Consider the following 21,143-nt stretch of genomic DNA (forward strand, 5'->3'; position numbering starts at 1 on the left):
ATAAAAATAAAATTCACTTGAGAGCTTTCAAAGAAATATGCTAAACGTATACTGTATTTTTCACCCCCGGTACAGCCATGCAAAAAAAATCTTATGTCGTTTGGATATATGCGATGATTGTTCTTGTTGGAGGAATCATCGGCTATCAAACGGCCAATAGTCTGCCTTCCTTAATTGCTTCAACGCTTATCGCTATTATTTTAGCCGGATGCGGCTATGGGATCAAAAAAGGATATGCCACGGCCTATTATGCCTCTTTAGCCGTCTTGTTCTTTGTCCTCGCTTTTTTTGGCTATCGCTTTTCGCTGGCCTTTAAATTTATGCCAGCGGGAATGATGTTTATTATAACAGGCGTAGTCTTAGCTTACTTATTTGCAAACCGAAAACAAGTCACGTGTGCGTGCTCTAAGAAGATTTCTTAAAACTGCCTAAGAAAGGCTTTGAACTTCATTCGTATCTTCAAAGCCTGTTAAATCCCTTTTAATGGCTTTAGGCTAAGACAATCACTTTCCATTTCTCGCTTCGAAAACGCCACAAATAAATGATGCTCGAAGCAATGCCATAAAGAGCGATCAGCATCCATGTGATATTTGCCGGCGCTCCCCATTTAAAAACAAAGAAATAGATGGGCAGCAAAGCAACAAGCCAAGGCCCAGCGCCCCCCACCTTCATGATAAAACGCGTATCTCCAGCGGCCGTCAGCAGACCAATTAACAACCAATTAATTCCATCAAATAAAAAGAATAACCATACCCAAAAGCAAGCCGCATGCAAAGTTTCTCTCGTGGCAGGGCTAATGACCGCCTCTTGGCCTAAAAATAAACTGATCAAGGGATCAGGATTCCAAGCCAGGAAAATACCTAGCAGCAGAAAGACGATCGAATAAAGTTTCAGCCCGGACTTTAACAGTTTCCACACCAATTCATGCTGCTGTGATCCAATCATATTAGCCGCTATGGCTGTCGCCCCTTTAGAAACGCCTTCCGTCATAAAAGTAAAAAGAAAAAAAATACTTTGCGAGACCGAGACAACCGTGATGTAGTCGGATCCCAATTTAGTCATTAAATGGAAAATGAAAACCCATGCCAATAGCTCCAAAGTATGCGCAATGGCATTGGGAATGCCAATGCTTAAGCATTTGCGGAAAAGCCGTTTATTTAATTTCCAACGGTTTGTGCCATACAAAGATCGGTTGGAAGCCCGCAAAAAATCACATCCAAAAATAAGAACTTGAGTCGTTTGAGCAACGCCCGTAGCGAGGGCGGCCCCCATAATCCCTAAAGAGGGAATAAAAGGCTCCCACCCAAAAATCAAAATCCAATCCAAGACAACATTGACGAGATTGGAAAGCCCCATCACCCACGTCACAAATTTAACTTTTCCCCTTCCAATATAAAAAGCCGATAAAGCGGCTGACAAAGCCGCCATAGGCCCAAAACACATTAAATACTTAAAATAAGCACTCTCTAAAGAATAATAGGGATCATTATGAAAGAAATAGGGACCGGCCCACAGGCCGATGGGAATAAACCAGAGAAAACTGGCAATAGACAGCCACACCATCTGCCAAACAGGTTGACCGAGCTTTTCCAAACGGCCCGCTCCATTATAACGCCCCACAAACACTTCCGCAATGCTGACGGTCGATAAGCACCAAAACTGCATAAGCTGGGTTAATATTCCCGCATTGGCAGAGGCATTAAGGGCATCTATAGAATAACGAGACAAAAATAGACGATCCAAAAAAAGCATGAGGCTCACGGACATGAGGGAAATCATAAGAGGAAAGGAAATTTGCCAGAGCTCTCTTACAGATCCTTGCGGATAAGGAGTCAATTTTTTTTGACCAATACATGTTGATTGCGGCAGCATGATCACCTCTATGTAGGCGCTGACAGCTTATAATAAAAAAGATAAATTTTGTTTTTCGCTACTTCATCTTATGAAGGCGGGAGATTCGCGATTAAACGCTCTTTCTTGATATTTTATAAATAAGAAGTGGAAAGACTTCTTCACACCTCGAGCTGGATGGGTATTTTTGAACTTTTCCCCATCTTAGAAAAATTTCTGACAAATTGTCAACCCACTTTGTCAAATGGATTTGTTGACATAAGAAAGAACCCCTATTGATTTTAAATAAAATAGCCCCAAAATGATTAAGTCATTTCTTTTAATAACCCCTAAACGTCGAAATTACTTAACAAATTTTATAATATACCCGTTCTAAATACCTCTTTCTTCTTCGGCGAAATCCCTTTCTTTTCCTGGATTCTGCGATTTGTTTCTATACAATTTCGGCTTTTGTTAAATTTCACTGCCTGCAGCGCGTAAACGCATCTTCACCTATTGCAAAAGATGCATGTTCCTCTCTCTTCCCTCCTCCACTAATCTACAATTGAAATTATTGATAGAGCTTTAAAAGGATATCCTTCTTCGGCTTACGTTTAAAAAACAACACGCCTACCTGGATCCGCATCTCCCTTTTACCCTGTTCGCTATAAGGCAAAGAATGGAGAGATGTATCAGGCTTCTTATACGGTAAACTGCTTGCATTTTCCTGGAAGCGTAAATCAAGGCAAGACTGAAAGGGAAGCCCTTATAGAGAATTTGAAGGCAGGAAAATATATCCATTTAAATATGTTATATATCTAAATTAAAATGAGCTTGTACTCAAATTGCTAATGACTTAGGTTCAAGTCTTTTCCTTCTAAATTTATTCATTGAAATTTTGACTATCATTATTTGAATACCAAGCAAAAAGGACCTTGAAAATGAACGCAGTCAGCTATTCTTCTTCCATTGAAGCACCTTATCTTTCTTATTCTCCTCATGAGCATTTGCCTTTAATGCGCATTCAAGATCAACGTCCTTTATGGAAATGCATGATCGATATTGTCCACGCTTGCTTATCCCAGCTAATGGATCTCATGAAATATCCTTATTATTTTTTAAGCTTATATCAAAAACGTAAAGTCATTCTTCTAACCCCCCATATAACGAACAATTTTTGGTCCTATTCCGCCGACCAGTTTCCTTGGCAGAATGCACAAACAAGCGCGGGGCTTTTTTTATTTATTCATGGTTTAAGAGGGACTCCATTATGCTGGGCCCCTTATCTCAACCGCCTCCAACAAGACAACCCAGAAGCTCATTGCATCGCGCCTCATGTACCGGAAAGGGGAAATTGCTCTTTGGAAACGGCGGCGGAGCCTTTTGTTGAAATGATCAGACATTATGCCGCCAAATTTCCCGGGCAGCCTATTCACTTAATCGGCGTGTCTAATGGGGGAAGGATTGTCTCTTATTTAGAAAATCAGCTGACGCCGGAGGATCTACAAGGGCGGCGTCTCAATGTGGTTTCAATTGCAGGCGTCCATTATGGAACGCCCTTAATTGATCAAGCCGCTAAATGGCGTGTGCTCCCTTTCTTGGGACTTCATCCGCGTATAGCCGAGGATCTAAAATGGGAAAGTCTTTCGGCGCAGCGTCTTTTACAGCAATGGCGGAATAAGCAGCTCACTTGGCAGCAAGCCGGCATTTCAGTCCGCCATTTTTTCTGTGCCACGGTCGATGATGAAAAATTATGGCAAGCCTATGGATCGCTCCCCCTTCTCCAAGAAGAAGGCAGCGGCCATTTAGATACCTATCAATTGTACAACGGGCAAACCCATCAGACGATTATTCCTGCAGCTCATCAAGATGTCCTTAATTGGCTGAGAGCTTAGAGGGTGTATTGAATTATGCCGATATCCCCATCGACTGCCCTGCTATCCAGCTGGTTGTCCAGGCATTCTGGAAATTGAATCCTCCTGTAATGCCATCGATATTGAGGACTTCTCCTGCAAAAAATAGATGCGGGCAGCGGCGGCTTTCCATGGTTTTAAAGTTAACCTCTTCCAACGCCACTCCGCCGCAAGTGACAAATTCTTGCTTGTATGTTGTCTTGCCTTGGATATGAAAAGTTGAGGCACGCAGTTGATTGATCAGAGCTTGCGTGTGTTTATTGGACAAAGTAGACCAGCGAAGCTCTTGCTCAATTCCCGCGAGTTGAACGAGCCTTTTCCATAGCTGTTTGGGTAGATTGACAGGCGCTTCCGACCCTATCTGTTTGGCAGGATTGGCCTGTTTATGTTGTGATAGAGCTTGGCGAAGCGCCTCCTCGGTCAATTGAGGAAGCCAGTTGATAACCACATCCGTTTGATAATCTAATGCATGCAACTCGCGGGCTGCCCAAGCCGACAGCTTAAGAACAGCGGGTCCGCTTAAGCCCCAATGAGTGATGAGCAAAGGGCCCGTCTGCTCAAATCCCAGCTTTGTAAGCTTGACTTGTGCAAGGGGAACGGAAACACCTGCTAGATCGGTTAAGGGCGATTGAGGAAGATTGAAAGTAAATAAAGAAGGGACAAGCGGCACAATCGTATGGCCCAGCTTCTCTAACAAAGGATACATTTTGGAAGAGCTGCCGGTCGCAATCAATATCCGGTCGCATGTCAATTCCTCTTCATTGCTAAGCGTCAACCGAAACCCCTCTTCCAGGCGATCGATCTGCTGCACGCCGCATTCCAAGCGGATTTGTACGCCCAGCCGGCGGGCCTCCGCCTGCAAGCAAGCAATAATGGTTTCAGAACTATCAGTAGTTGGAAACATTCTGCCGTCTTCTTCTGTCTTCAGCTGCACGCCGCGGCTCTCAAACCATTGGATCGTATCTTTGGGTTGAAAACGGCTGAAAGGCCCTCGCAATTCCGGGCCTCCTCGCGGGTAATTTTTCACCAATAGCGCAGGATCAAAGCACCCATGGGTAACATTGCAGCGCCCGCCACCGGAAATGCGCACCTTAGCTAAAGGCTGGCGTGTTTTTTCTATTAAAATCACGCGGTGGGATGGATAAAATTGCGCACAAGCAATGGCTCCAAAGAAGCCTGCTGCTCCGCCCCCCACAATGACATGGGTCAATTCTTTGGTTGGCATACATCCTCTTCGCTTTGCTGCAAGCTCAGGCTTGCCTCTTCCCATTTTTCCATGGCAACCATCAATTGCTCTTCCAGCTCGACTTTTTGCTTGGCCGCTTGCTGTTGGTCGTCTAGCGAAGCTTTCTGATAAAAGCCATCGGACGCCATTAATTGCTCTATTTTTTTGATTTTCTGTTCGATTTGGTGGCATTCCTCTTCGGCCTGCAGGACTTTCTTTTTCAGCTGCGCTTTTAGACTTTTTAAGCGCTTCTGATCCTGATAAGAAGAAACGGATGGCGTGGATCTGTTCTCTTCATGGGCATAACGTTGACTCAAAGCAATATCGGAAGACAAATGGTCTTTTTCCAGCTTATCTAGGTATTCGGAATACGTACATTTGAAATCCTTCACTCCTTGATGCGTAATTTCTAGAATTCGATTGGCAATATGAGAGACAAAATAGCGGTTGTGGCTGACAAAAACTGTTGTTCCGTCATAATTCTGAAGGGCTTCCGTCAACTCTTCAATTGCTTCTAGGTCTAAATGGTTGGTCGGTTCGTCAAAGACCAATACATTGGGTTTTTGCAGCATCATTTTAGCTAAGATTAAACGTGCCGTCTCCCCTCCGCTCAACGTGCTCACAGCTTGCTTAACTGTATCTCCGGAGAAAAGAACGCGCGCCAAGATCTCGCGCAGCTGTTCTTGCGTTTTGGTTTGATCGAATCGTCCTAGCCAATCCAATAAATTGACGGTTCCCTGTACTTCACGCCCATGATCCTGAGGGAAATAAGCGACCTGGGCAGCAAAGCCCCAGGCGAATTCCCCTTCATCGGCTTGGCTGTGGTTAGTGAGAATTTCCAGCAAGGTCGATTTGCCAATTCCATTGGGTCCAATAATCGCTAAGCGGTCTCCTCGCTCGATCTCAAAAGAAACCTTTTCTAAAACCTTTTTAGGCCCATATGACTTAGACAGCTGCTTAACTGTTAGAACAGTCGCTCCGGAAGCGCGCACTGGCTCAAAACGCAAGGTCGGATAAAGCCGGGAACTAGGCGTCAGATCAATTGCGTCCATTTGCTCTTCCAACTGCTCAACAAGGCGAGCTTTGGACTGGGCTTGCCGCGCCTTGCTGGCCTTAGCTTTAAATCGATCGATAAATCCCTGCAGCTCTTCCCGCCGCCGATCATGCTTGGAAAGCAAAGCCTCTTTTTGTTCGCGCTCTTGCAATTTTTGTTCTAGAAAGCCTTCATAATTTCCCTTATAAATTTTAATCGTTCCGTAATCGACATCGGCGATATGGGTACAAACGCCATTGAGGAAATCCCGATCATGCGAAGTCATCACAAGCGTGCCGGGGAAATTTTTTAAGTAGTTTTCCAACCATTTGATGGAAAAGAGGTCTAAGTGGTTGGTCGGCTCGTCCAACACCAAAATGTCCGGCTGCCCAAAGAACACTTGCGCAAGAAGAACGCGTAATTTGTATCCGCCTGAAAGTAGATGGAGCGGTTGACGATGAGCAGATTCTCGAATCCCTAAGCCTTCTAGCAATTTGGCCGCTTCAGCCTCTGCCGCATATCCATCTTGGTCATGAATGATTTTTTCCAACCTGACCAGCGCTTCACAATCTTTATCGGAAAAATTTTCATTTTTCTGCAACAACAGCTTTTTCCCTTCCAATGCTTCCCACAGGAGCTTTTTTCCCCTCAAAACAACATCGATGACCAATTCATTTTCATATAAATAATGATCTTGCTTTAAAGAACCGATTGATAGCTGCTGAGGTAAGTGGAGCTCGCCTGATTCGGGCGTCAATTCTCCCGTCAAAATTTTAATAAATGTCGATTTCCCGCATCCATTCGCTCCGACCAATCCGTACCGGTTACCAGGATTGAATTGCAAGTTAACATTCTTAAATAGGATTTTTGCTCCAAAACGCATGGATAGTTGATTAACTGCAATCATATTGACCAAATTAGTTTAATTTGAAAGTTCATTCCACCAAATATTTTAAGTTATATTAATTAAAATAGCAATAAAACCATAATTAAAATTATAACTAATACCTTTGACAATTACTCGTTAATCGAGATAGGCCTATAAAGGCTATTTTGATAAGATAGGGTGAAGGGATTAAGAGACATTCTTTGAGTCAGAAGGCCGGATTCGGGGCTCTGCTCTCCAAAATACGGAAGCACCTAGTAAAGGAAATGTCCCTTCCTTATTTCTCAGCAATTCAGCGGATGTCTCTAGGCTTTGCAAAAGGATTGATGTATGCCATCTCCTTATTTACCTCTCCTTACTTTTATTTTATGCGCCATTTTATTGGAGATTGTTCTCATGAAATTGGATTTAAAAAATAAATAATTCCCTTTCTCCGAGGTCCTTTTGCTCTGTCACATGCCCTTATTTTTCTCTGCATGCTACCGCTCTCCTGCGCTTCTTATTTGCGCTTAAACGGAACCGTTCGGCAACCTATCAACCATTTCAAGATCAATTGGGCCTGTGGTCTTCGATGGATTCACCGAAGTGGACACTCTTGAGAACTTATCGCATCATGCTTATGCAAAAAGCTCGTGGATGAGGTCTCTATTAAAGGGGCTTTATATTCAGGAAGACGTTTTGCAAACGCTAGGAATTCCTTTCAAGATAAACCTCATGTGAATTAGGGATTACCGACGCCTTTTTCTTCTTTTGATTTCATTTTTTCCGGGTTGAGAGAAACAAAAAAAAGTGGCTTTTCCCTTTATCCTGAAAGGCTTTTGAAATCCCCTCAATATTTTTCATAATCCAATTGATTTGATAAATGCCGTTATGTAACCTGATTTTCCGTTTTGAAATTTAAAACAGAAAAAGATAACAGCATTCGTTAGGAGGTTTATATGTTACTAGTTAAGACAAGTGTAAAAAACAGTCCCATCGCAGGGGTTGGTCTCTTTGCAGACCAAGACATCAAGCAAGGAGATATCGTTTGGCACTATACACCAGAAACTTGCATGGTGTTTACTCAGCAGCAATTTGAGAAGCTATTACATAGCTATCACAAAACAGAAAAGCAAGTGATCCAGTACTATTTAACGTATAGCTACTATCAATCCCGTCTCAACGGTCTTGTCTTTTGTTTAGACAACGGACGCTTTGTCAACCACTCTGAAACGCCTAATCTAGCCGGCCCTTCCCATTTCCCTTCCGATATTTCTTGGCAATATTCCGTTGCTTTGCGAGATATCAAAAAAGGAGAAGAATTAACGGAAAACTATCACACCTACGATCATTCAGAGTGGTTAGATGATTTATGCAAACGCTACCATATTTATCATGAGCAGCCAACGCATGAATATGAGCAATTAAATGCTTGCTCATGCTAGCGGAAGCTTTAAAAGCTTAGCTAGAGCGCATTCTTCAATCGAAACCGATTTAATGAGAAAGATTTAACCTCTTCCTCTGCGTGCGCTGTGCCGTCTGTGGTTTATTAAGCTAAAAAAAGCCTTAAGCATTAGTTAAAATAATAAACCAAAGAAGGCACAGCGCGCGCAGAGGAAAGGTTTTATCAAAGAAATTTAATCGAAGCGTCTTCTTTATATTATCGAGGGAGAATTGGAGCGTGCCAACCGGAATAAATCAGAATTCCTCCAACAATAATTAAAAGAGCCCCTCCAATTAAATACCACATCGTATTCCGCGTATAGCGCCCGGTAAAGCCTTGCACCACTTTATTGGTCACCGTTTGCGTTGCACGAACGCCAAATCCAATTAAAAAAACTCCCACTATTAAAATCAGCAAGCCGATTAAGCTAAATATACTCATTGCTATCTCCTCTTTATTCATAGCCGCATACTAATTGAGAAGCCAGGGCTTGTCAATCCTGGCTATGAATAAGAGGAGCAAGACTTCACTTTTGCATTAACAAATCCGAAAGAGAGAAGTGATGGTAAGGCTGATCGCAAGCCAATTCCTCATTTGGTCCGGCATGGGCGATCCACACTTCTAATGAACCCGGGGCAAAAATGGCGTTATGTAAATTTGTCGGGCACGCCACTGGCGCCTTAATCATGTCCTGTAAATCCGAAACTTGAATACTACCATAACGCGCTTGCAACCGTTCGATCAAAATAGGATAGCGATAAGGACGGGTAAAACCTGTCAGAATTACGCAATCGGGCAATTGATGATGAATCAACCCAAAAATCTTTTCCTTTTGAGCATCTTGGTAAAGAACGGTTTGAAAAAGAGACGACTCAACGAATAACTGATTAAAAACGGCTTTTTCTACTTTATAAACATCGGGATGAGCTGGCAGAACAGAAGAAAGATCAAATAAGGAATAGGAAGAGCCCGGTTCTATAAAGTGCAATTGCTGAGGAGTAGCGTAGACACCAAGCGATTGGCTATTTTTGCCATCGGAAAAGACGTAAAAATATTCGCATGTCCGCGGCGTTTCAGCTAAAATTTTTCTTATCTCCTCGAGAGAGGAGGCGCGCTCCAGCAAAGTGCGTAAGAGAAACGCCATGGGTAAACCATCCCATTGGCCATAGCCCTTTCCCCCGATTTCACCGATGGCAATTTTTTCTGCATTCATCCCTGTGATGCATCCAATAAAGCCGGCATAAGACACATTTAGAAAAGGAATCCCTCTCTCCGGTTCAGCAACGATCAAAACCGCCGAATTTTGAAGCCCTTTTCCAGCCCCATAATCTAAAACGCGAACATGATAAAGCTCCTTTTGAAGCGTCGCTTGTCCTGATACCGTTAATCCCGTGCAATGAAACATTTCGGGAAAAACATTCAAAAGAATTACCTTTTCATAAGGCACGCCTGCCCCATCCGCCACCCCTCGCAGCTCTTCTAAAAGACGAGCGGGAACGTAAGGCAAAATGCTCGGAAGGCGAGTTAAAAAGCTTTTAATGGGCTCTTGCATCGACTGCGTTAAAATCCTTTCGTCAATAAAACGCTGAATATTTTCTGTCACATCCGCTTTAAGCAGGCTGCCATGCTGATAACCCATGTCGTAAGGAGAGCCTTTGAGATGCAAAATGCGCTGTCCTTCTCTCTCTTCTAAATATCCGTCTCCTTCCATGGATAGAATTGCTCCTTGTAACGAAAAGGCCTGACAAATAAATAGAAGAAGAATAAATAATTTTTTCATGGTCAGTTCCTCTGAAATTAATATTCCATAAATTTATTCTGGAAATTTTTAAATAAAAACCAACTTAATTAACAGAATGAATACTATATCGACTTATCTTCTTAAAAAAAAGAATAAAGTGATTTCCTACAAGATAGACGTGATATAAATTTTGTAAATGCAAATGCAGGCAAACATCCGAATCCTGTTATAAGAATGAGGTCAAATGGATAGTCCAAGTGAAGCAACTAAGAAAAAACAGCCTTCTCAACCGGATTCGCCCAAAAAGCTTAAGAAAGCCATTCAAAGCTTAGAGAATTGCCTGGCAAACGAATTGTTGACAGACCAAGAGAGAAGTAATCTCGAAGAAGCCGTCATAGCCCTTAAACAATCTTTAAAAAATCCCTGTAAGGGATAGAAAATTTAATTGATTTGCATTTATAAGTTAATTTAACATCATTGATAAAAAATCAAACAAATTAATTTTAAAACACATCAGAAACCGAACTAAATTAAAACAATTCACCCAACAGTTGAATTAAATTTATTACAACAAAAACCATCTTAAAAAAAGAGGAGATATGATATTAAGTTTGCGAGAACAATCTCTTAACGTACTGATGGAGCAACTTTCCAGAGAAGTGACGTTGGAAAATAAGCCACAGTTGGAAAAACTTTCACAATGCTCGATTGGCCCTATATGCACCCAAATTTGCTTAAAGATTTTCGAACAGAAAAAAAATTTGAGGCTATTGCCTTATTTAAAAAACAATTACCTTTCAAAAATTCCGCCTCTTAAAATGCTGTATAAAGGCACTTTCAATTGCGTTGAAGTCACTAAAATCCTTTTAGAAGCTTTTCCGAATCTAAAAGCACTTGATTTCTCTGAACAGCAAATAACTAACCTGAATGAATTGAATTTATCTCATTTAGAGGAGTTAAACTTTCAAGGATGTCAATCTTTCTCTGCAAATCCATTACGCCTTACTCAAGATCAATGCCCCCATCTCAAAAAGCTTCATTTGACCGACACGGATATTACCAGCTTAGATGGGTTGGATTTGCCTCTTCTTGAAGAGTTAGATATAAGCCGGTGCCAAAACCTGCCTGCAGAAGAATTTCTCAAACTCAAGGATAAATTCCCCCATCTCAAAAAACTCAATTTGGCCAGCACTCGTATTGCCGGCTTAGATGGGTTGGATTTACCTCAACTCGAAGAGTTAGATTTAAGCTGTTGTTACGATCTGCCAACAGAAGAATTTCTCAAGCTCAAAGATAAATGTCCAAATCTCAAAAAACTCAATTTGACATGGACTAAGATTGATAGCTTGGATAGCTTGAACTTCCCCCATCTCGAAGAGTTAGATATAAGCCGGTGCTACAACCTGCCAGCAGATGCATCTCTCAAGTTCAAAGCTAAATGTCCCAATCTCAAAAAACTTATTCGTTCCTCTACTATTGCTAGCTTAGATGGGTTGGATTTGCCTCTTCTTGAAGAGTTAAGTTGGTTTAAAAATCTGCCAGATCTGCCAGCAGGAGAATTTCTCAAGCTCAAAGATAAATGTCCAAATCTCAAAAAACTCAATTTGACATGGACTAAGATTGATAGCTTGGATAGCTTGAACTTCCACCATGTCAAAGAATTAACTTTAAGCCGGTGCAAAAACCTGCCAGCAGGAGAATTTCTCAAGCTCAAAGATAAATCTCCAAATCTCAAAAAACTCAATTTGACATGGACTAAGATTGATAGCTTGAACTTCCCCTATCTCGAAGAGTTAGATTTAAGCGATTGTGAAGACCTTCCTCTAGACTGATAGACTGAACGTTTTCCCTTAGAAAAAAAATTAAAAGAAAAAAGCTCATAGTTTCCTTTATAATAGAGTTGTAAAGACCTACTAAAAAAGGAGTTAACTATGAGCTTACTAATTACTTTTATAGCATTTTTAAATTTATAACGTCCAGAATTTTGCAATAAAAAATTATTTGAAAGAGTCAGAGCTCTAGACATTGGTTTTTGGGAGTTGTCCAGCGAAAAACAATTGCAAATGTATCTTTATTCTTAGGAAATATTAAGAAGGGCTATAAGGCTAACTGTGCGGTCTTTTCTAGAAGGAAATGGAATCCGGTTAAGCTCTTCGATAGCTTTAGTCTATCAAGATAAGCCGCTTTATTTTAATGATGATCCTAAATGGAGAAGACCTCCTAAAAGACTTATCTTTAGAGCTATGCTTGGAAAAAGCGCTCAGAAATACCCGGATATTTTATATCAAATTAATATTCATCCGATTGAAATAGCTTGTTCATTAAAATAAGCAGCTTGAGTTGTGCAACCGTTGCACAAAAAACGTTCAGTCTAGAGTTAGGGACTCCCTTAAGGTTATCAAAGAGCTTTCCAAATTAAATAATTGATTTAATTTAAAAATTAAATTAAAATTAGTTAATTTATTAATTAATTTAATTCACCAAAAGATAATACACTTTATGACTTCTGTATTAATCGATAGATTGCCTTATCCTTTCATGCCAGAAAATAAAGGTCTTTCTGTTCCTTTTACTCCAGTTCAGAAGACATCCTCTTCTTTGACAAATCAAGACGTCATTAAGTCCATTATTACAACTATAGCCTTAAACAGTTTAAAGGAATTAGCAATCAGTCTAGCCATTACAGGCGTCACTTGCTTATTTGTCGCTACGCCCGCTATTCCTACTTTAATTATTGTCGCTGTTTCGATTGTTGCGCTGAATACGATTTTCCGCACTTTTTCTGGTCTTTTGACTTATCAATTACATCAACTAAATCAATCGCCTTCCGCTCAAGAGGAAGAGCGCGAGTCTGTGAAAATGGGGATTAAATTTTGTCAATTTATGTGCCCCATTACTTTTAGCATTTTAGATAGCACAAATCGGGATGTATTGATCCATGAAGCCGGACATGCCTTGGCCGCTGCTGCTGTCTATCAGAAGGCTCGCCCTACAATAGAAATTTTTCCTCTAGAAGGCGGAGTGACCAGATTTTTCATTACTCCTCTTACAAAACTGGGCAACTTTTTAGGCGAAAAAAACGCTCGCCTATTCGTAACAGCTGCCGGACCCGGAGCAGCCATATTGGCAGCGGCGACACATATTGGATTAGCCCATTATTTAAAAGACAGCCACCCTGAACTGTCTCACTATTTTCTTTGTACAGCCATTACAAGTGTCTTTCAGCATGTCACTTATGCACTTTCTGCTCTTTGGATGGCTAAACCGAGCATCGGCCACGATTTCGTTCATTTATGGCAAGTTGGAAACATTCATCCGATTGTTGCAGCAATCACAATGGTCGCCATTCCTCTGGTTGTCAAAGGTGCATTGTTTGCCATCGAACATTATCGATCTAAAAAGGAAGTGAGCCTTTGAAGCCATTTATTGCGTTATCCGGAAGGCATCTATGTACCCATACAAGCTTTATATAGCGTGGGCTGTGAATTTATAAAAGGATAAATCATGATAGCAAGTTTGCAAGACTTATCTCTTAACGCTTTTATAGGTCTGCTTCCAACAGAATTGACCCCAGAAGACGAAACGCAATTACACTTCCTCACGCACTTTTTTATCGATTCTCAGCTAAGCACCCACATTTGTTTACAGATTATTGAGCAGAAAAAAGACCTGCGATTATTATCCTATTTTTCCAACAACACCCTTTCGATCATTCCCCCTTTAAAACAATTGCATAAGGGCGCTCTCGATTGCTTGGACATCACTAAAATCCTTTTAGAAGCCTTTCCGAACCTAAAAGCACTTGATTTCTCCGAACAAAAACTAACAAGCTTAGGTCAATTAAATTTAGCCGGTCATAATAAGGGCTTCAATCTCAAAAAGCTTAATCTTTCTGATACTGATATTGCCAACTTAGATAATTTGGATTTCCCCCTTCTTGAAGAGTTAGATTTAAGCTATTGCAGAAAACTGCCAGCAGAAGAATTTCTTAAACTCAAAGATAAATTCCCTCATCTTAAAAAACTCAATTTGAATGGCACGCTGATTGCCAGCTTAGATGGGCTGGATTTGCCTCTTCTCGAAGAATTAAATTTAGATTATTGTAACGAACTGCTTGCAGATGAATTTCTCACGCTTCAATACCCTAATCTCAAAAAGCTTGATTTGTTTGGCACGCAGATTGCCAGCTTAGAGGGGCTGGAATTCCCCTTTCTCGAAGAATTAAATTTAGGGGATTGCAGACGCTTACCACCCGCTGAATTTCTCACGCTCAAAGACAAATTCCCCCATCTGAAAAAGCTTTCTTTGAAAAACACAAAAATTGCTAGCTTAGATGGATTGGACTTCCCTCAGCTCGAAGAATTAAACTTAGGAAATTGCATAAACTTACTCCCAGAAGAATTTCTCACGCTTCAATGCCCTAATCTCAAAAAGCTTGATTTGTTTGGCACGCAGATTGCCAGCTTAGAGGGGCTGGAATTCCCCTTTCTCGAAGAATTAAATTTAGGGGATTGCAGACGCTTACCACCCGCTGAATTTCTCACGCTCAAAGACAAATTCCCCCATCTGAAAAAGCTTTCTTTGAAAAACACAAAAATTGCTAGCTTAGATGGATTGGACTTCCCTCAGCTCGAAGAATTAAACTTAGGAAATTGCATAAACTTACTCCCAGAAGAATTTCTCACGCTTCAATGCCCTAATCTCAAAAAGCTTCATTTGACCGGCACGTATATTGCCAGCTTAGAGGGATTGGATTTACCTTATCTGGAAGAGTTAAATTTAAGCGATAACTTCTGGTTAGAAGAAATTCTCAAGCTTAAATGTCCGAATCTCAAAAAGCTTGATTTGTTTGGCACGCAGATTGCCAGCTTAGAGGGGCTGGAATTCCCCTTTCTCGAAGAATTAAATTTAGGGGATTGCAGACGCTTACCACCCGCTGAATTTCTCAAACTCAAAGATAAATTCCCCCATCTTAAAAAGCTTGATTTGTTTGGCACACAGATTGCCAGTTTAGAGGGATTGGAATTGCCTCTTCTTGAAGAGTTAGAGATAAGCCGATGCCAAAACCTGACTGCAGAAGAATTTCTCAAGCTTAAAACTAAATGCCCCAACCTTAAAAAACCTTGATATGAATAGTTTTTCTCCCTCAATACTAAATGATTTAGACAGCAACACCAAGATAGCTATGCGAATATAAGCATATAAATATTAATAAATTAAAATCGACATAAAATTCAAACAACTTAGCAGGCTGCCTATAGGCTAGCCTAAATCAGCGTCATTAGTTAGATTTCAAATTGCAAAAACCTTTATAAATCTTAAACGATCTATAAAATTCTTATACCTCCCATTAAGCATTACCCTCTTTAGCGAAATTATTTTTATTTACAATACTAAAACAAAAATCATTCAACAAATTAACAAACCATAAACAAATTAATCCAACTTGATCTGAATTATTTTTTTTGAAATAATCAATAGAATTTAATAAAGCAAAACAACTTCCATATTAAAATCTTATTTTATCAGAAGATTGTTTATTAAAAGCCTTTAAAGCCATTTAGTTGCGCTATTTCTAAATGCATTAAGCGACTCTTAGGAGACTTGTAAGCAAGAGGAAAGGCCTTATCAAGAATGAGGATGATAACCCAAAGCAAGGATAAATCATGGTAGCAAGTTTGCAAAACTTATCTCTTAACGCTTTTATAGGTCTGCTTCCAACAGAATTGACGGCAGAAGACGAAACGCAATTACACTTCCTCACGCACTTTTTTATCGATTCTCAGCTAAGCACCCACATTTGTTTACAGATTATTGAGCAGAAAAAAGACCTCAAGTTATTGCCCTATTTTTCCAACAACACCCTTTCGATCATTCCCCCTTTAAAACAATTGCATAAGGGCGCTCTCGATTGCTTGGACATCACTAAAATCCTTTTAGAAGCCTTTCCGAACCTAAAAGCACTTGATTTCTCTGCCCAGCAACTCCCTAACTTGGATGAATTGAATTTATCTCATTTAGAGGAGTTAAACTTTCAAGGATGTCAATCTTTCTCGGAAAATCCCTTACACCTCACTCAAGATAAATATCCCCATCTTAAAAAGCTTAGCTTGAATGGCTCGGATATTACCAGCTTAGAGGGGGTGAATTTGCCTCTTCTTGAAGAGTTAGATATAAGCCGGTGCCGAGACCTGCCTGCAGAAGCATTTCTCAAGCTTAAAGATCAATGCCCACATCTCAAAAAGCTTTCTTTGGAAGACACTAAGATTGCTAGCTTAAATGGATTGGAATTGACTCAACTTGAAGAATTGAATTTAAATCTTTGCTATAGCTTGCCTGTAGAGGAATTTCTCAAGCTTAAAGATCAATGTCCCAACCTCAAAAAGCTTGATTTGTTTGGCACGCAGATTGCCAGCTTGGAAGGGCTGGAATTGCCTCTTCTCGAAGAATTAAATTTAAATGATTGTCAAAACTTGTCACCTCATGAATTTCTCAAGTTTAAAGATAAGTATCCTAATCTCAAAAAGCTTAATTTGTGGTCTACTAGTATTACCAGCTTAGATGGGGTGGAGTTGACTCAACTTGAAGAATTAAATTTAAACTATTGTCTCAACCTGCCACCTCATGAATTTCTCAAGCTTAAAGATCAATGCCCACATCTCAAAAAGCTTAATTTCAATAATACAACTATTGCTAGCTTAGATGGGTTGGATTTACCTCAACTCGAAGAGTTAGACTTAGGAAATTGCTCAGACTTACTCCCAGAAGAATTTCTCAAGCTTAAATGCCCAAATCTCAAAAAACTTTCTTTGGAAGACACAAAGATTGCTAGCTTAGATGGATTGGACTTCCCTCAGCTCGAAGAATTAGACTTAGGAAATTGCATAAACTTACTCCCAGAAGAATTTCTCAAGCTTAAAACTAAGTATCCCCATCTGAAAAAGCTTAATTTGATTAGCACGCAGATTGCCAGCTTAGATGGGTTGGATTTACCTCAACTCGAAGAGTTAACTTTAAGCCGGTGCCACAACCTGCCAGCAGAAGAATTTCTCACGCTCAAAGCTAAATGCCCAAATCTCAAAAAACTTAGCTTGTGGTCTACTCGTATTGCCAGCTTAGATGAAATGGATTTGCCTATGCTCGAAGAGTTGAATTTAGATCATTGTAAAAGCTTACCTCCAGAAGAATTTCTCAAGCTTAAAGCTAAATGCCCAAATCTCAAAAAGCTAGATTTGGCCGGTACTCAGATTGCTAGCTTAGATAGTTTGGAATTTTCCCATCTCGAAGAATTAACTTTAAACCGTTGCCAAAACTTATCAGTGGATGCCCTTCTCTATCTCAAATGTCCCAATCTTAAAAAGCTTTATACAGAGAAGGTTAATTTTGCGACTTCTTTAGAGTCTTTTAAGCAAAAACATCCCCAGATGATTGTGTGGACATAATATACAAATTGTTTTCGAACGACTTAAAGCTATCGTCGAATTGTCAATTGTCTATATTTAAAATTATTTTCTTCCTCATTCGGACCGCCTTTTAAAGGCATATTAAACAGTTTTGAATAGGATAAATAAAAAAGGCCTACTAGACTAAATAAGCCATGCAAGTGCCGCAGCTTAAGGCAGTGTTGAAGATAATGCTAAAACCCTTTTTTTAAGAACAATCTTAAAGGAAAAAGAGCTCAAATTTAGACTATTATAAATTCGTTGGCAGTTTCTTAGCGTTATTCGTTATGTTTTAAATTGCAAAAGCCTTTACAGCTCTTAAACGATCTTTAACAAGGATAAATCATGGTATTAAGTTTGCAAGACTCGGCACTTAAAGTTTTTATTGATCTGCTTCCAACAGAATTGACCCAAGAAGATGAAACGCAATTACACTTCCTCACGCACTTTTTTATCGATTCTCAGCTAAGCGCCCACATTTGTTTACAGATTATTGAGCAGAAAAAAGACCTCAAGTTATTGCCCTATTTTTCCAACAACACCCTTTCGCACATTCCCCCTTTAAAACAATTGCATAAGGGCGCTCTCAATTGCTTGGACATCACTAAAATCCTTTTAGAAGCCTTTCCGCACCTAAAAGCACTTGATTTCTCTGCCCAGCAACTCCCTAACTTGGATGAATTGAATTTATCTCATTTAGAGGAATTAAACTTTCAAGGATGCCAATCTTTCTCGGAAAATCCCTTACACCTCACTCAAGATAAATATCCCCATCTGAAAAAGCTTAGCTTGAATGGCTCGAATATTGCCAGCTTAGATGGAATGGATTTGCCTATGCTCGAAGAGTTGAATTTAGATCATTGTAAAAGCTTACCTCCAGAAGAATTTCTCAAGCTTAAAGCTAAATGCCCCCATCTCAAAAAGCTTAATTTACAAAATACTCAGCTCGCCTGCTTAGATGGATTGGAATTGACTCAGCTTGAAGAATTAAATTTAAACTTTTGTTCCAATCTACCTGCAGAAGAATTTCTCAAGCTTAAAGCTAAATGCCCCCATCTCAAAAAACTTAATTTACAAAATACTCAGCTCGCCTGCTTAGATGGATTGGAATTGACTCAGCTTGAAGAATTAAATGTAGGCTATTGTAAAAACTTGCCAGCAGAAGAATTTCTCAAACTTAAATGCCCGAATCTCAAAAAACTCAGTTTGTGGAATAATAATATTTCCAGCTTAGAGGGAGCGGAATTCCCCCTTCTCGAAGAGTTAGATTTAGGGGATTGTACACGCTTACCACCCGTTGAATTTCTCACGCTCAAAGATAAATTCCCCCATCTTAAAAAGCTTCACTTGCCAAATACTCAAATTACTAGCTTAGAGGGGTTGGAATTGCCTTATCTAAAAGAGCTAAATTTAGACCGTTGTAACAAACTGCTTGCAGATGAATTCCTCAAGCTTAAATGCCCGACTCTCAAAAAGCTTCATTTGTGGCATAATAATATTAGCAACTTAGAGGGATTGGCATTCCCCCTTCTTGAAGAGTTAGATTTGGGAAATTGCATAAACTTACCACCAGAAGAATTTCTCAAGCTCAAAGCTAAATTCCCCTATCTGAAAAAGCTTGATTTGTTTGGCACGCAGATTGCTAGTTTAGATGGGTTGGAATTGCCTTATCTAGAAGAACTAAATTTAGACCGTTGTAAAAAACTGCTTGCAGATGAATTCCTCAAGCTTAAAACTAAATGTCCCAGTCTTAAGAAACTTAATTTGGGAGATATAAAAATTACCAGCTTAAAGGGCTTGGAATTTCCCTTTCTCGAAGAGTTAGATTTAGGGGATTGCACAAGCCTATCGGTAGAAGAATTTATCAAAATTCAAGAGCAATGCCCAAATCTTAAAAAGCTTGATGTGAAGAATTTTCATCCCTCCATACTAAATGATTTAGACAACGACATCCAAAGATAGCTATGTGGATATAAATATCTAAATATTAATAAATTAAAAATGAAATAAAATTCAAAAAACTTAGCAGGCTGCCTATAGGCTAGCCTGCTAAATTAGCATCCTTAGTTAGATTTTAAATTGTAAAACCTTTACAGTTTTTAAACGATTATTAAAATTCTTATATCTCCCATTAATCACCACTTTATTTAGCGAAATTCTTTTTATTCACAACACTCAAATAAAAACTCGTCCATTAAACTAACACACCATAAATAAATTGATCGAACTTGATTTAAATTATTTTTTTTGAAATAATTACTAAAATAAAAAAATTGAATTAAAGATTATTTAATTACAAGATTGTTAATTAAAAAAAAGTCTTTGAAGCCATTTAGTTACGCTATCTCTAAATGCATCAAGCTACTCTTAAGAGCTTTGCAAGCAAGAGGAAAGGCTTTTATCAAGAATGAGGATGATAACCCAAATTAAGGATAAATCATGGTATTAAGTTTGCAAGATTCGGCACTTAAAGTTTTTATTGATCAGCTTCCAACAGAATTGACGGCAGAAGATGAAACGCAATTACACTTCCTCGCGCACTTTTTTATCGATTCTCAACTAAGCACCCACATTTGTTTACAGATTATTGAGCAGAAAAAAGACATCAAGTTATTGCCCTATTTTTCCAACAACACCCTTTCGCGCATTCCTCCTTTAAAAAAACTGCATAAGGGCACTCTCGATTGCGTTAAAATCACTAAAATCCTTTTACAAGCCTTTCCGAACCTAAAAGCACTTGATTTCTCTGCCCAACAACTCCCAAACTTGGATGAATTGAATTTATCTCATTTAGAGGAGTTAAACTTTCAAGGATGTCAATCTTTCTCGGAAAATCCCTTACACCTTACTCAGGATAAATATCCCCATCTCAAAAAGCTTAATTTGAATGGCACAGATATTACCTGTTTGGAAAGACTGGATTTACCTCTTCTTGAAGAATTGGATTTAGGAAATTGCATCAGCCTGCCAAAAGAGGAATTTCTCAAGCTCAAAACTAAATGCCCGCATCTCAAAAAGCTTAATGTGAGTGATAATAAAATTACCGACTTAGATGGATTGGATTTACCTTATTTAGAAGAGTTAAATTTAAGCTTTTGCCAAGACCTGCCACCAAAAGAATTTCTCAAACTTCAAGCTAAATGCCCTCATCTTAAAAAACTGAATTTGCAAGGCACACATATCACTTGCTTAGATGGGATAGGATGCTTTCTCGAAGAGTTAGATTTAAGCTTTTGCACAAGCCTGCCAAAAGAGGAATTTCTCAAGCTTAAAACTAAGTATCCCTATCTCAAAAAGCTTAATTTGTTTGGCTCTTCTCTAGGTTTTAAGCAAAAATCTCCCACGGCAAGTATATGGCGTTAAATACAGCAATTTTTAATGTCCTAAAATTCACATCTAGCTTAGTAGACAGCCTATAAGCTTGCCTGCTAAATCCATGGAGATAGCTACTGACCTTGAATCTATTCTAAAACGATCTTTAAAATTCTTATATCTTTCATCAAGCGTTTAGTGAAACACTCTTTGTTGACCCAATACTCAAGCAAACCCGTTAAACTTCATAAACTATAAACAAACCGATCTAACTTGATTTAAATTACCCCTCCTGAAATAATTAATTAAAACTAAAAAAAACAATTTAATTAAAAATA

15 protein-coding genes are annotated in these 21,143 nt (G+C 39.4%); 10 read left to right on the top strand and 5 right to left on the bottom strand.

Features of this window, described 5'->3' with window-relative positions; genetic code table 11:
• Positions 1–77 precede the first annotated feature (77 nt).
• A complete protein-coding gene (locus BN3769_RS08615) occupies positions 78–422 on the top strand; it encodes a TMEM14 family protein (RefSeq protein ID WP_068469590.1) in 345 nt (114 codons plus the stop codon).
• 67 nt (positions 423–489) lie between these two features.
• Here the strand turns inward: BN3769_RS08615 and BN3769_RS08620 are convergent, their stop codons facing one another.
• Positions 490–1,872 (bottom strand): MATE family efflux transporter, encoded by a 1,383-nt coding sequence (locus tag BN3769_RS08620; protein WP_068469592.1) that lies wholly within the window; start codon positions 1,870–1,872, stop codon positions 490–492.
• A gap of 899 nt (positions 1,873–2,771) precedes the next feature.
• On the opposite strand from BN3769_RS08620, the gene BN3769_RS08625 reads away from it, so the two are divergent.
• On the top strand, positions 2,772–3,725 hold the full coding sequence (locus tag BN3769_RS08625; RefSeq protein ID WP_068469594.1) for an esterase/lipase family protein: 954 nt from the start codon (positions 2,772–2,774) through the stop codon (positions 3,723–3,725).
• Positions 3,726–3,738: 13 nt separating this feature from the next.
• Here BN3769_RS08625 and BN3769_RS08630 read toward each other — a convergent pair whose 3' ends face one another.
• Together BN3769_RS08630 and abc-f are read right to left on the bottom strand one after the other, a co-directional pair.
• On the bottom strand, positions 3,739–4,968 hold the full coding sequence (locus BN3769_RS08630) for a BaiN/RdsA family NAD(P)/FAD-dependent oxidoreductase (RefSeq protein WP_068469595.1): 1,230 nt from the start codon (positions 4,966–4,968) through the stop codon (positions 3,739–3,741).
• A complete protein-coding gene (gene abc-f, locus BN3769_RS08635; RefSeq protein ID WP_068469598.1) occupies positions 4,950–6,908 on the bottom strand; it encodes a ribosomal protection-like ABC-F family protein in 1,959 nt (652 codons plus the stop codon). Before abc-f ends, BN3769_RS08630 begins: the two co-directional genes overlap by 19 nt.
• Positions 6,909–7,825: 917 nt before the next feature.
• Between abc-f and BN3769_RS08640 the strand changes: the two genes are divergently transcribed.
• Complete coding sequence (locus BN3769_RS08640) at positions 7,826–8,311, top strand: SET domain-containing protein (protein WP_068469599.1); 486 nt, start codon at positions 7,826–7,828, stop codon at positions 8,309–8,311.
• A 215-nt stretch (positions 8,312–8,526) separates the two neighbouring features.
• Here BN3769_RS08640 and BN3769_RS08645 read toward each other — a convergent pair whose 3' ends face one another.
• Together BN3769_RS08645 and BN3769_RS08650 are read right to left on the bottom strand one after the other, a co-directional pair.
• Complete coding sequence (locus BN3769_RS08645) at positions 8,527–8,751, bottom strand: DUF3185 family protein (protein ID WP_068469601.1); 225 nt, start codon at positions 8,749–8,751, stop codon at positions 8,527–8,529.
• An 85-nt stretch (positions 8,752–8,836) separates the two neighbouring features.
• A complete protein-coding gene (locus BN3769_RS08650; RefSeq protein WP_068469603.1) occupies positions 8,837–10,090 on the bottom strand; it encodes a C45 family autoproteolytic acyltransferase/hydrolase in 1,254 nt (417 codons plus the stop codon).
• A gap of 205 nt (positions 10,091–10,295) precedes the next feature.
• Here BN3769_RS08650 and BN3769_RS08655 point away from each other — a divergent pair, with 205 nt between their 5' ends.
• The 7 genes from BN3769_RS08655 (at position 10,296) to BN3769_RS08690 (ending at position 20,856) form a co-directional block, all read left to right on the top strand.
• The gene (locus BN3769_RS08655; protein ID WP_068469605.1) at positions 10,296–10,487 is read left to right on the top strand and encodes a hypothetical protein; all 192 of its coding nucleotides are present in this window, start codon (positions 10,296–10,298) and stop codon (positions 10,485–10,487) included.
• Between the two features lie 163 nt (positions 10,488–10,650).
• Positions 10,651–11,883, top strand: coding sequence for a leucine-rich repeat domain-containing protein (locus BN3769_RS08660; RefSeq protein WP_068469607.1), 1,233 nt, complete (start codon positions 10,651–10,653; stop codon positions 11,881–11,883).
• A 667-nt stretch (positions 11,884–12,550) separates the two neighbouring features.
• Positions 12,551–13,468, top strand: coding sequence for a hypothetical protein (locus BN3769_RS08670; protein ID WP_068469611.1), 918 nt, complete (start codon positions 12,551–12,553; stop codon positions 13,466–13,468).
• 87 nt (positions 13,469–13,555) lie between these two features.
• Positions 13,556–15,178, top strand: a complete 1,623-nt coding sequence (locus BN3769_RS08675; RefSeq protein WP_068469613.1) for a leucine-rich repeat domain-containing protein — start codon at positions 13,556–13,558, stop codon at positions 15,176–15,178.
• Between the two features lie 539 nt (positions 15,179–15,717).
• A complete protein-coding gene (locus BN3769_RS08680; RefSeq protein WP_068469615.1) occupies positions 15,718–17,493 on the top strand; it encodes a leucine-rich repeat domain-containing protein in 1,776 nt (591 codons plus the stop codon).
• 345 nt (positions 17,494–17,838) lie between these two features.
• Positions 17,839–19,455: a leucine-rich repeat domain-containing protein gene (locus tag BN3769_RS08685; protein ID WP_068469617.1), complete on the top strand. Its 1,617-nt coding sequence runs from the start codon at positions 17,839–17,841 to the stop codon at positions 19,453–19,455.
• A gap of 477 nt (positions 19,456–19,932) precedes the next feature.
• Positions 19,933–20,856, top strand: a complete 924-nt coding sequence (locus tag BN3769_RS08690; protein WP_068469619.1) for a leucine-rich repeat domain-containing protein — start codon at positions 19,933–19,935, stop codon at positions 20,854–20,856.
• Positions 20,857–21,143: the final 287 nt, after the last annotated feature.

The organism is Candidatus Protochlamydia phocaeensis, assembly GCF_001545115.1.
GTDB classification, from domain to species: domain Bacteria; phylum Chlamydiota; class Chlamydiia; order Chlamydiales; family Parachlamydiaceae; genus Protochlamydia_A; species Protochlamydia_A phocaeensis.

Excerpts from the sequence above, each read along its gene's own strand:
- BN3769_RS08620 (WP_068469592.1), bottom strand. The coding sequence starts at position 1,872 with ATGCTGCCGCAATCAACATGTATTGGTCAAAAAAAATTGACTCCTTAT.
- BN3769_RS08680 (WP_068469615.1), top strand. The coding sequence starts at position 15,718 with ATGGTAGCAAGTTTGCAAAACTTATCTCTTAACGCTTTTATAGGTCTG.
- BN3769_RS08675 (WP_068469613.1), top strand. The coding sequence starts at position 13,556 with ATGATAGCAAGTTTGCAAGACTTATCTCTTAACGCTTTTATAGGTCTG.
- abc-f (WP_068469598.1), bottom strand. The coding sequence starts at position 6,908 with ATGATTGCAGTTAATCAACTATCCATGCGTTTTGGAGCAAAAATCCTA.
- BN3769_RS08615 (WP_068469590.1), top strand. The coding sequence starts at position 78 with ATGCAAAAAAAATCTTATGTCGTTTGGATATATGCGATGATTGTTCTT.
- BN3769_RS08690 (WP_068469619.1), top strand. The coding sequence starts at position 19,933 with ATGGTATTAAGTTTGCAAGATTCGGCACTTAAAGTTTTTATTGATCAG.
- BN3769_RS08630 (WP_068469595.1), bottom strand. The coding sequence starts at position 4,968 with ATGCCAACCAAAGAATTGACCCATGTCATTGTGGGGGGCGGAGCAGCA.
- BN3769_RS08650 (WP_068469603.1), bottom strand. The coding sequence starts at position 10,090 with ATGAAAAAATTATTTATTCTTCTTCTATTTATTTGTCAGGCCTTTTCG.
- BN3769_RS08625 (WP_068469594.1), top strand. The coding sequence starts at position 2,772 with ATGAACGCAGTCAGCTATTCTTCTTCCATTGAAGCACCTTATCTTTCT.
- BN3769_RS08670 (WP_068469611.1), top strand. The coding sequence starts at position 12,551 with ATGACTTCTGTATTAATCGATAGATTGCCTTATCCTTTCATGCCAGAA.
- BN3769_RS08660 (WP_068469607.1), top strand. The coding sequence starts at position 10,651 with ATGATATTAAGTTTGCGAGAACAATCTCTTAACGTACTGATGGAGCAA.
- BN3769_RS08640 (WP_068469599.1), top strand. The coding sequence starts at position 7,826 with ATGTTACTAGTTAAGACAAGTGTAAAAAACAGTCCCATCGCAGGGGTT.
- BN3769_RS08655 (WP_068469605.1), top strand. The coding sequence starts at position 10,296 with ATGGATAGTCCAAGTGAAGCAACTAAGAAAAAACAGCCTTCTCAACCG.
- BN3769_RS08685 (WP_068469617.1), top strand. The coding sequence starts at position 17,839 with ATGGTATTAAGTTTGCAAGACTCGGCACTTAAAGTTTTTATTGATCTG.
- BN3769_RS08645 (WP_068469601.1), bottom strand. The coding sequence starts at position 8,751 with ATGAGTATATTTAGCTTAATCGGCTTGCTGATTTTAATAGTGGGAGTT.